Annotated in this window: 11 protein-coding genes; 3 read left to right on the top strand and 8 right to left on the bottom strand. The window is 31.2% G+C overall.

The window, feature by feature from the left end:
- Positions 1–187 (top strand): 50S ribosomal protein L35 (rpmI, locus tag ABYI63_RS09350; RefSeq protein WP_372755791.1); only part of this gene is annotated, 187 nt, incomplete at its 5' end.
- Positions 188–310: 123 nt separating this feature from the next.
- Positions 311–655 (top strand): 50S ribosomal protein L20, encoded by a 345-nt coding sequence (gene rplT, locus ABYI63_RS09355; protein WP_372755793.1) that lies wholly within the window; start codon positions 311–313, stop codon positions 653–655.
- Positions 656–709: 54 nt separating this feature from the next.
- Here rplT and ABYI63_RS09360 read toward each other — a convergent pair whose 3' ends face one another.
- Positions 710–2035 (bottom strand): CoF synthetase, encoded by a 1326-nt coding sequence (locus tag ABYI63_RS09360; RefSeq protein WP_372755795.1) that lies wholly within the window; start codon positions 2033–2035, stop codon positions 710–712.
- A gap of 12 nt (positions 2036–2047) precedes the next feature.
- Positions 2048–3124, bottom strand: coding sequence for a sugar-transfer associated ATP-grasp domain-containing protein (locus tag ABYI63_RS09365; protein WP_372755797.1), 1077 nt, complete (start codon positions 3122–3124; stop codon positions 2048–2050).
- A 247-nt stretch (positions 3125–3371) separates the two neighbouring features.
- Between ABYI63_RS09365 and ABYI63_RS09370 the strand changes: the two genes are divergently transcribed.
- On the top strand, positions 3372–4481 hold the full coding sequence (locus ABYI63_RS09370) for a hypothetical protein (RefSeq protein ID WP_372755799.1): 1110 nt from the start codon (positions 3372–3374) through the stop codon (positions 4479–4481).
- Positions 4482–4532: 51 nt separating this feature from the next.
- Here ABYI63_RS09370 and ABYI63_RS09375 read toward each other — a convergent pair whose 3' ends face one another.
- The 6 genes from ABYI63_RS09375 to ABYI63_RS09400 form a co-directional block, all read right to left on the bottom strand.
- Positions 4533–4955 carry a secondary thiamine-phosphate synthase enzyme YjbQ gene (locus ABYI63_RS09375; RefSeq protein ID WP_372755801.1) on the bottom strand — a complete coding sequence of 141 codons (423 nt, stop codon included), beginning with the start codon at positions 4953–4955 and terminating at the stop codon, positions 4533–4535.
- A gap of 566 nt (positions 4956–5521) precedes the next feature.
- Positions 5522–6706 (bottom strand): asparagine synthetase B, encoded by a 1185-nt coding sequence (locus ABYI63_RS09380; protein WP_372755904.1) that lies wholly within the window; start codon positions 6704–6706, stop codon positions 5522–5524.
- A 160-nt stretch (positions 6707–6866) separates the two neighbouring features.
- Positions 6867–8408 (bottom strand): replicative DNA helicase, encoded by a 1542-nt coding sequence (gene dnaB, locus ABYI63_RS09385; RefSeq protein ID WP_372755803.1) that lies wholly within the window; start codon positions 8406–8408, stop codon positions 6867–6869.
- Between the two features lie 256 nt (positions 8409–8664).
- Complete coding sequence (locus ABYI63_RS09390) at positions 8665–9618, bottom strand: acetyl-CoA carboxylase carboxyltransferase subunit alpha (RefSeq protein WP_372755805.1); 954 nt, start codon at positions 9616–9618, stop codon at positions 8665–8667.
- Between the two features lie 141 nt (positions 9619–9759).
- The gene (locus ABYI63_RS09395; RefSeq protein WP_372755807.1) at positions 9760–10674 is read right to left on the bottom strand and encodes a DMT family transporter; all 915 of its coding nucleotides are present in this window, start codon (positions 10672–10674) and stop codon (positions 9760–9762) included.
- A complete protein-coding gene (locus tag ABYI63_RS09400; protein ID WP_372755809.1) occupies positions 10661–11743 on the bottom strand; it encodes an LptF/LptG family permease in 1083 nt (360 codons plus the stop codon). The genes ABYI63_RS09395 and ABYI63_RS09400 overlap by 14 nt, the downstream gene beginning before the upstream one ends.
- Positions 11744–11828 lie beyond the last annotated feature (85 nt).

The raw sequence follows: 11828 nt of genomic DNA on the forward strand, positions 1-11828 counted from the left end.
GAAAACAAAATCTAGTGCCAAAAAACGCTTTAAGCTAACTGGTACTGGTAAGATAAAAAGAAAGCACGCTTTTAAAAGTCACATCTTAACAAAGAAGTCTAAAAAACGTAAGCTCGCTTTGACGCATGATACATTAGTAGACAAGGCGGATGAGAATAATGTTAAAATAATGTTACGTTTAAAGTAACAACTTTTTAACCGGTTAAAACAAATTATAAACCCTGGAGTTAGGCAATAAGAAGAGTTAGAAGTTAAAAGTTTTAAATAACTAAAAACAAAAAGCCGCCTACTACAAAAAACATTTAAAATTATGCCAAGATCAGTAAATTCTGTAGCAAAAAGAGCCAGAAGAAAAAAGGTTCTAAAACAAGCAAAAGGCTATTTCGGACGTCGTAAAAACGTTTGGACGGTAGCAAAAAATGCGGTTGAAATAGCAATGTCTTATTCATACAGAGACCGTAGAGCAAAAAAGAGAACATTTCGTGGATTATGGATTGCGCGTATTAACGCGGGAGCCAGAATACATGGATTGTCATATTCTCAATTCATGGGAAAATTAAAAGCTAATGATATTGAATTAAACCGTAAGGTTTTAGCAGATTTAGCGATGAACAATCCTGAGGCTTTTAAAGCCGTAATCGAGAAAGTAAAATAAGGCGTTTTCGCCTATTGTAAAACATAAATATTTCGCTTAATAAAAGCCTCTAAATTAATTTTTAGAGGCTTTTTCATATAAACTAACCACCTTTTTCCTTTTACCAGATGCCAAACAAGGTATTTCATCAACATATTCAATATTTACAATGGCATCCATTCCAAAGTCTTTTTTTACATCATTTACAAGCTCCTTTTCATAGTTAAATTCACCTTCAGCTATATTTACTTTAATTAGATATTCCTTTTCTGAAAGTTGAATAAATTGATACTGCTTAAGGAGATGGTAAAATTTATAAAACTTAGTGTAGACGACAAAAGAAGATATCATATTACCAGATGTATCAAAAATTATATCCATTTTTCTACCTTCAATATGTTTGAACTTGGGTAATTCTCCCTTTATTGGATTAGTAAAAATACCAACATCTCCAGTATCGAACCTAATAAGTGGCATATAGTAATTATAAAAATCAGTAACAACAATTCTACCAGGCTCTCCATAATTTACTGGTTCATCTGAGTTTAAGTCGAGTAATTCAATATAATAACTCGCCCAGTTAATAACAAAATCATCTCCAGATTCATTTATTTGCTGTGCAATTAGTCCTAATTCCTCATTAGAGTATCTAGAATAAATTGGTGCTTTAAAATGTTTTGCCATTGCTAATTTTGTATATTCATTTAGGTATTCTGAATTTGCTATTATAGACTTTACATTGAAATTCGAATTGGCTTCATCATTAGTCTTATCTAAAAATTGACAAATAGTTTCGTAAGCTGATGAAAAACCTAAAAAGGATTTTTCAGTTTTATCTGATTTAAACACCTTCAATAACTGAATAATATTATCATCTGTAAGTTTAGAAACATCAAATTGATACACATTTTGTAATAGACTTTTTAATTTCCCTTTTTTATTATGTGACCGCCAAACTTCAAACTCATATAGTCTGTCTCCCACCTCAAATCCCGATTTTTTAAAAAAATAAATGACATCGGCTGTGTTCCTTTTTCTCTTATTTTTATCCTGAAAAAGAAAAAAAGGAACTCCTGTAGATCCGCTTGTAGAAACTTTATAATACTTTTTATTTAAAAACTTTTTCGACTTGAAGTCCTCAAAATTATTTTGTACAATACTTTTCTCAATAATAGGGAAATCTTTTAAATCTATAGAACCTCCATACGAACTGTAAAAATTTGTTGTACTTGTTGCATGCCTAAATAAATCTTCTAGTTTCTTTTTAATTTGATTTTGGAAATCTTCAGCAGATGAAAAATTTAAAATTTCATTTATATCTTTAATATGCCTGTTAACCATTCCACCAGAGATAAAATCACTTAAATGAAAAGTCAGGTTTCTAATTCTATTGAATAACATATATTTATTCTTTTATTTATGTAATAAAATTTCTTCTGTGAATCTACCAAATAATGGACCGTTAGCCAACTGATGAATTGTGATATCCTGGTGATATGTATTATACTCAATCAACACTGGAGTTCCTGTTGTATCAATTCCAATATCCCATGAAACAATTCTGAAGTAGGGAATTAATAGATGCATTTCTTTTATTTGTTCCTTTACCAATTCAAAGGATGGCACTTGTGTGTTTTCTAGTTTACAACCGTTATCTGTTGCTGTTCTAACTGTACCATCATTCAAAAAACCATACTTTTTAAGTAAACCAATGTCGCTTAATCCACAAGCAATTCCGCCAGTTGAACAATTATCAGTAAAACTACCTTTTTTTCCAATTCTTAGAATAATAGATAGAATATTTACTCCATCTTGATTTAAATAAGACAGAACCCGCAAGGTATTTAAAGAACTTTCATTTAGTTTTTTTAAATTTTCATGTTGATGTACTAACTTCTGAATAATGAAATCTTTTTTGTAACTGTTCAAAAAATCTTTAATTGATAAACCGTTATAGCTTATGTTTCCAGCGTTGCTTGAAAACACAATAATACCACTACCATTACCAGATTCAATAGATGGTTTAATTATCATTTGGGATTGTTCACTAGCAATTCTCTTAATGGCATCTTCTTTAGATACAATTTTATTTCCAACGTAGAAAAAACTATTTATATTCCTTAGTACTACGTCAGGTTGCTTATAATCTCTAAATAATTCGTAGAGTAAATTTTTATCTAATAATGATGGCCATTGCCTCATTTCATTAAACCTATTACTTATTACGGCATGAAAAATATCTTCCGGTATATATTTAACCGAATAAATTTTATTGCTAGAATAATAAAACTCATGCCATAAAGTGTTAATCTTATTAAAACCAAATTTTGAATAAAATAATTGAATTTCCGATATCTGCCTATTATTCAAAATTTTATCGTTACCTCTAGTTTTTTTAATAATCTCTTTACGATACTGATTGGTTAGCTTATAATAATAAGCTAAATGTTTAAAATAAAGAAAAATTCTGTATAACTTAAATTTCAACATACCGATTCACTTTTAACAACTAATATATAAACTTTTTTATTTTTTGATAAAATAAGTGTATTAATATTTAAAATATAAAAATTAAAGTGGCTTTTTAACAAATAATCGATATTTAAGGTATCACAACAAAAAAATAGTGTTAAACAAAAACTAAAATATAAATTTATATAAGATTAACAACTTACCAGCAAAAGTGAATTGATTAATAGCCAACAAGAAATCAACACTTTAACTAAAATAGACAATTATGAAAACAAAACTATTTGCAACGTATGCCTATCTTTTTAGCATACTTTTATTTTTTGGTATGTATAGCTGCCAAACAGAAACATTAGAAATTGAACCTGATTTAAGCACCACTCTTAGCAAATCATCAAAAAAGAAATCCGCTGAACTCGACTGGTCTTGTGGGACTTCTGCAACCGAAGTAAACCTATTTGCAGGACAAACTATCTTAGTTGGTAAAGTAAAAGTAGAAGTTGTAGGTTCTGATTACAAAATAACTTACAAAATTACAGATAATAACTATTGTATAACATCAACACATTTATCTGTGGTAGAATCTCCAAATTTATTTCCTAATAATAACGGAAATCCTACGAACGGTCATTTTGAATATGGTGATGATGAACTAGAATGTGTTTCCTCTGTTACTTATACTGTACCAACATCTAAAGGTTCCTATGTGGCTGCACATGCTGTTGTAAACTGTAAAGAGAACCCAGGTGAAAGTTTACCTGAAACCATTAACTTTTGCTTAAGAACTGGCCGAGAAATTGAAGATGCCAAGGGCTATTTCAGAGCAGTTATTCCTGATGGACCTCTTGCGGGAACTTATTGGGCATGGTGTGCTGATGTGAACAAATCCATTAATTCGTCTGGACAAGACATTTGTTATGAAAACTTTAATGTTTATAGTCTTAGCGATAATTTATCTGGAATTATTTCTGTGCCAAGTAATATAGATAATGCGCTTTGGTTGTTAAATAATACAGACGCACTGATAGCTAATGGTTATCTATACGGATATATTCAATGGGCTTATTGGAAACTTTTAAATAACCAAGAATGTAATTCATGTAATTTTAATCTTAAACTACCATCTGGAGATATTAAAATTAAAGGAATGGAAATATACAACATGGCCTTAACCAATGGCGAAGGGTTTACTCCTTCTTGTGATGAAAAAACTATGGTAATTCTCGATAATGGCATTTTACAACCAATTATTATTCCTGTACCCGTAACTTGTAATGAGGTTGGAGATTGTGAAGAAACTGCTTGGGGAGCAGGATGTGCATTCCCTGGAAAAAATTGGGCTTCTTATTTTAATTACGGACTAGGCTCTGGTTCATAAATAAAAACTAACTATAAAAAATCCGATTCGATTGAATCGGATTTTTTAGTTTTATATACCAAAAGCAGTAATAACCAACTGCCTTGATCCACCATAGTCTCTGTGCTCACATAAATAAATACCTTGCCAAATTCCTAAATTTAATTTTCCATTCGTAATTGGAATTTGAATGGAGGCTCCTATTAATGATGCTTTAATGTGAGCAGGCATATCGTCAGAACCTTCAAAATTATGCTTATAATAAGGTGCATTCTCAGGTACAAATTTATTAAAATGACTTTCAAAATCCTCTCTTACGGTATAGTCAGCATTCTCATTAATCGTTAAACTAGCCGAGGTATGTTTGATAAAAACCTGTAATTGTCCTATATTTATTTGTTTTAACTCAGGAATTGCCTCTAAGACCTCATTTGTTATTAAATAAAATCCTCTGGAAAATGGTTTCAGTTTTATTTGATTTTGAAAAAACTTCATATTAATTTAAAGTATATATTTAACAATTGCTTTTTAAATTACCCTTATTAGCTTCAATTTCTTGTTGTAATAGCACTTATTTTTGGCTATTAATTCATCCTAAAAACAAAAGATAATACAATTTAAAGATTATGAAAGATTATGAAACACTATGTTTCAATAATATTTTCAACCTTTTTTTACAAACAGGTTTTGCAAAAGAAACCAACTCTATTAGCACGTAACAAGAACATAAAACCTATTGTTTTCACACAAGTATTTGCAATACTGCAAATTAAAAAATCATTTTAATGAGAAAAAATTGTTTAGTCGTTTATTCAAGAAAACAAAGTATTAACAAAAACAAACGCCAAAGAATTTAAGTTGAAAACGGTTTGAATTCTTATACTTACACCTACTCAAGAACATAAAAATAAAAACTTGCATTTTATCCTTTTTATTGATTCTAATAAGTTTTAAATATAACATGGAGAATAACCAGTTAGATACAGACAAAAAAACTACTAATGGTAGTGGTACTAGCAGTTTTAAAAATAGTTTTAAGTTATTTTACGTGATAACTATAATCAGGTTTTCTGTTTTTTCTTTTTTGCAGCTGGAAATAAAACATTATTCAAAATTAATCGATATCCCGGAGATGTTGGATGCAAATCGAGTTCTGTTTTTGAGTCTCCTACCCTATGCTGATAATCCTCAGGATCATGCCCACCATAAAAAGTGAAAAATCCTTTACCTTTAATACCATGAATGTATTTAGCTTCGCCATTGGATTTAGTTTCTCCCATTACTAATACATTTGATTTAATTTCATCTCTGGTAAAAGAGGTAGTTTGTCCCATAAACCCTTTTACCAATGCCGTATGATTCTGGCACAACATACTAGGAATTGGATCCCATTTTGCCGAAAACTCCATTAAAGAAAAATAATCAGAAGTTTGAGAAACCATCCGTTTTTGCGTCATATCAATAGAAGAGAACTCATAAAGCATCGGGTTCCTTTCTAATATAAAATCTGTAAAAGCGAACGTTTTATTGTAATCAATTTTATTTTGATAACCTGGATCACTACCATCTCCGTCAAACATTGGTTCACAAATATCAACACCCTCAGCTGAAAGTGCAATATCAAAACTATCAGTTGCACTACACATAGCAAACATAAATCCGCCACCAACAACATAATCTCTAATTTTTAAGGCTACATCTAATTTTTGCTCTGAAACTTTGCTGTACCCTAACCTCGTTGCCAAAGTTTCGGATTCTTTCTTTTCTTCAAGATACCAAGAGGCTGCTCTATAAGCGCCGTAAAATTTTCCGTATTGACCTGTAAAGTCTTCGTGATGTAGATGCAACCAATCAAACGCTAAAAGACCATCATTTAACACCTCTTCGTCGTAAATGGTTTCATAAGGAATCTCTGCATATTGCAAAACCATTGTTACAGCATCGTCCCAAGGTAATTTTCCTTTAGGTGTATAGACTGCTATTTTAGGTGCTTTTTCCAATACAACAGCTTCCATGTTCTGACTTGGACTAGCGATATCCTCTAAAATACTTTCGGTTTTAGCTTCAGAAAGAACTTCAAACGTAATCCCACGAATTTGACATTCTCGTTGAATCTCTTGTGTATCTGGTAATAAAAATGAACCACCTCTATAGTTAAGCAACCATTTTACTTTTAGTTCTTTTTTGAGTGTCCAATAAGTTATACCGTATGCTTTTAAATGGTTTTTCTGACTATCTGCATCCATAGGAATAAGAATATACGATGCAAATGCACTATAACTACAGATGAAAAATAAGAATATTAAAAAGTGTTTTCTAGAAATCAATGAAAATGTGGTTTTCAGTTATTGCAGAAAGATACTTAAATTTTCTATTTTAAAAATTAGTTTAACAGAAGATTACCTATTAAAATGGCACATCATTGTCATCGTCGTCATTAAATGAACTTCCAAATGCTTGATCCGGACTCGCTTTAAAGTTATCGGTTTTAAATGTATCATCATTTGAAGCAGCATTCATTTTAGAATGAAATTCAAAAGGCGAATCGAAATCATCTAAATTATCAAATTTACCTAGGTGTCCTATGAATTTTAAACGAATGTTTTCCAAACCTCCATTACGGTGTTTTGCAACAATAAACTCACCTTGTCCTTCCGTTGGCGATCGTTCTTCATCATCCCATTCATCAATTTTGTAATATTCCGGACGGTAAATAAAACTAACAATATCCGCATCCTGCTCAATCGCTCCAGATTCACGTAAATCGGAAAGCAAAGGACGTTTACTCCCTCCACGAGTTTCAACGGCACGAGATAATTGAGATAAGGCTATAACTGGAACCATTAATTCCTTTGCCAATGCTTTTAAATTTCGAGAAATCATCGAAATTTCTTGTTCTCGGTTTCCACCATGGTTACTACCACCAGTCATTAACTGTAAATAATCAATCATGATTAGTTTTATACCATGTTGTGATGATAGTCGGCGCGCTTTTGCACGCAAATCGAAAATTGATAATGATGGAGTATCATCAATAAAAAGTGGTGCTTTTTCTAGTCCTTTTACTTTTACGTTTAGTTGCTCCCACTCATGTTTTTCAAGTTTTCCAGTTCTTAATTTTTCAGAAGACAATCCTGTTTCACTCGAAATTAAACGTGTAATTAACTGAACTGATGCCATCTCTAAAGAGAAAAAGGCAACAGGAATATTTTGATCTACGGCAATATTTCGTGCCATAGACAGTGTTAATGCTGTTTTACCCATACCAGGACGTGCAGCGATAATAATTAAATCGGATGGTTGCCAACCAGATGTTAGCTTATCTAATTTATTGAATCCGGTTGGAATTCCACTTAAACCCTCTTTATTAGAAATTTCCTCAATTTTCTTTTTAGCTTGAATAACTAATTCTTGAGCTGTTTCACTAGATTTTTTAATATTTCCTTGAGTAACCTCGTATAATTTAGATTCGGCTTGGTCTAATAAATCAAAAACATCTTTCGTTTCATCATATGAATCTTCAATAATTTCATTTGAAATTTTGATTAAACTCCTTTGAATATATTTTTGCAAAATGATTCGCGCATGAAACTCAATATGTGCTGATGATGATACCTTCTGTGTTAATGAAATAAGGTAAAAACTACCACCGGCCAATTCTAATTTAGCATTCTTTTTTAACTGAGAAGAAACTGTTAATAAATCGACAGGTTCACTATTCTCAAACAACTGAAAAATAGCTTGAAATATATGTTGATGCGCTTCTTTATAGAATGCCTCCGGACTTAAAATATCAATAACTTCATCAACACCCTTTTTATCAATCATCATAGCACCCAATACAACCTCTTCTAAATCAATTGCTTGAGGTGGTATTTTCCCTTTCTCTAAACTAATTAGAGTGCTTTTATCAACTTTGTATCCTTTTACTTGATCTGGTTGTTTCATCTGTTTCTTTTATTTTTTATAAATGTCAGATGGTGTTCGCCATTCATTATTTTAGACATATATGTGGCTCCATTTTGGGCTCGATTCATAACTGCGAAAGTAACTAAAAAGTAGCTCTTATAAATGAAAAAACTACCTTGGATTGTTAACTAGTCGTTAACAATTTAACTGTTAATAACTTATAAATATTGTCAATAACACAAAAAAAATCTGAAACATAGGCTTCAGATTTTAATAAGCTATATGTATTAAACTTCTAATCCTTAAATACGCCCATGTTACAATATTTATCCATGCGTTTTGCTACTAATTCTTTTGGTGATAAGTTTTTTAAATCTCCATAAGATTTTTCAATTGCATTGCTAACTGCCAAAAATGTTTTTGCTCTATCGCGGTGGGCGCCGCCAAGAGGCTCTTTTATAATATCATCAACAAGCTTTTGCTTTTTCATATCAATAGCTGTTAACTTTAAAGCTTCAGCTGCTTGTTCTTTAAATTCCCAACTACGCCATAGAATAGACGAGCAAGACTCTGGTGAAATTACAGAATACCACGTGTTTTCTAGCATTAAAACAACATCTCCAACACCTATTCCTAATGCACCCCCTGAAGCACCTTCACCTACAATAACTGTGATAATAGGCACTTTTAATCTTGTCATTTCTAATATATTTCTAGCAATGGCTTCTCCTTGTCCGCGCTCTTCGGCTTCCAAACCTGGAAATGCACCCGGAGTATCTATAAGCGTTACAACAGGAATACCAAATTTTTCGGCAGATTTCATTAAACGTAACGCCTTTCTATAGCCTTCTGGATTAGCCATACCAAAATTTCTGTATTGGCGGGTTTTGGTATTGAACCCTTTTTGTTGACCAATAAACATAAAACTTTGGTCTCCAATTTTTCCTAAACCACCTATCATAGCTTTATCATCTTTAAAACTTCTGTCTCCATGAAGTTCTAAAAAAGATTCCCCACAAATAGCACGAATATAATCTAAAACATAAGGTCTATCCGGATGACGAGATAATTGTACTCGTTGCCAAGGCGTTAAGTTTTTATAAATTTCTTTTTGAGTAGCTACTAATTTTTTTTCAATATTAGTACATGTTTCGGTAACATCTACTTCACTTTCTTCACCAATTATTTTACATTTCTGTAATTGGTCTTCAAGTTCTTTTATTGGAAGTTCAAATTCTAAATATTCCATGAGAATTTAATTTTGGCTATTAATCATTAGTTAGTCTGCAAACCTACATATTTTTTCATTTTAAATATACAAAAATGTAAAAATGTTGATCTCTTTTGCTTTATTACAAAAATAAGCATTCTATAAGAGAATACGAAAACTTTAATTTTTTAATGAAAAAGATGAGCGCTTTCTTTTAATCAATCTTAAGTTTTTTAACACCGCATTTAGCAATACCGTAATTATAATTACTATAGCCCCATAATAAAAATTAGCACTCATATGTTCCTTATCCGGAAACAACAAAACTGCTAAAATAATACCATAAATAGGCTCCATATTATAACTTAAAACTACGGTATACGGACTAATTACCTTCATAACATGAACAGCGGCAATAAATGCATAGGCTGTACAAATGGAGGCAAGAATAAATAAATAACTAAAATCTGCAGTACTTAAGTTAAAAAATTCTTTTGAAAAACCAGTACCAAACAATGCAATGTAAATTGAAATAAATAACATACCGGCTAAAAACTCATAAAAAGAAATAACAGTTGCCGTGTGTTTCTTTAAAAAAACGCCGTTAAGTACCGCAAAGAGTGACGATAAAAATGCTGAAGTTATTCCTAAAATGATACCAGTTAAATATTTAAATTCACTTTTTGTTATGATAAAAACACCTAAAATGACAACTATTCCGAATAGAATTTCATACCAAATTATGCGGCGTTTATAAAAAATCGGTTCTATTAAGGATGCAAAAAAGGCTCCACAAGAAAATACAGCAAGTGTTATTGATACATTTGAAGCATCAATTGCTCCAAAAAATGTTAACCAATGCAAAGCTATAATAATACCTCCAATACCTAGTCTTAGTAACTCCTTTAAACTAATCTTAATATTAACTTTAGCTATTTTTATGTAAATAAACACTAAAAAAGACGCCATTAACATTCGAAACCACACTAAAGGTATTGCTGTAATACTAATTACTTCACCTAAAATGGCTGTAAAACCTGCAATAAATACTAAAAAATGAAGGTGTAGATGATTTTTTATTTTAACGTTTAGCATTGTGCAGAAGGAAAATGGCTAGAATACCAAAAATAACATTAGGGAACCAAACGGCTATAATAGGTGAAAAATCAGACTGCTCTGCCATAACACCGAAAATCTTATCGAAAAACACAAAAACCATGGCAATACATATACCAACTGCCAAATTAACGCCCATACCACCACGACGTTTTACGGATGAAACTGCAACTGCTATAATGGTTAATATAAATACTGATACAGGTAAGCTCCATTTTCTGTATAATACCAATTTAAAACGCCCGACATTTGAAGAGCCTCTAGCTTCTTCTTTTGCTATAAATCGTTTTAAGTCGCCGTACATTTTAGTTTCAGCTGCGTAAATTACAGGAATTAAATCATCTGCATCAAAAGAAAACAAGGTGTCCTTAGTAGCAAGAATTTCCAATTTATCTTCATTAGGCCCTATTTTTCGTTTCACATAATTCGTTAATCTATAGGTTGTATCTGCATCTATATACCGAATATTACTTGCCGTAATCTTGTGCTTTAATTTATTCTTTTCGAAATGTTCCAAAGTAAAATTACTTCCACTTTTATTGGCTACATCATAATTGCTAACGTAAATGATATCATTATCGTTAATTTGTCTAAATAAGTTCACGTCCGCTTCTTCAAAAGCGGTCCTCCCCTTTTTTAGGTATTTATAGGTAAAATCATTAAAACCTTCACTGGCTTTTGGTGCCAAAAACAAACCTAAAAGAATTGATAAAATGGCCACTATTGTTGCCCCTATCATATAAGGTCGTAAAAATCTATAAAACGATACTCCCGAACTTAAAAAGGCTATAATTTCTGTATTATTGGCTAATTTTGATGTAAACCAAATAACTGACAAAAACAAAAACAAGGGAAAAAGTAAATGAGCAAAATAAATAGTGAAGTCGTAAAAATAGACTAACACAATACCTATAGGAACTTCATTTTCTAATATTTTACCAATTTTTTCGGCAAGATGTACAGTAATTCCAATAGGAATGAACAGTAGTAACATCATAAAAAATGTAAACAAATAGCGTTTTAATATGTACCAGTCTAATATTTTCAAATGTTGTTTGTTTTTTAAGTTGTTTGTTGTTAAGCTGATTGAAACTAAAACTCAACCAACCATATAATGGGATATTGGTTCTTAA

The organism is Mariniflexile sp., from assembly GCF_041583155.1.
Classification (GTDB): Bacteria; Bacteroidota; Bacteroidia; order Flavobacteriales; family Flavobacteriaceae; genus Mariniflexile.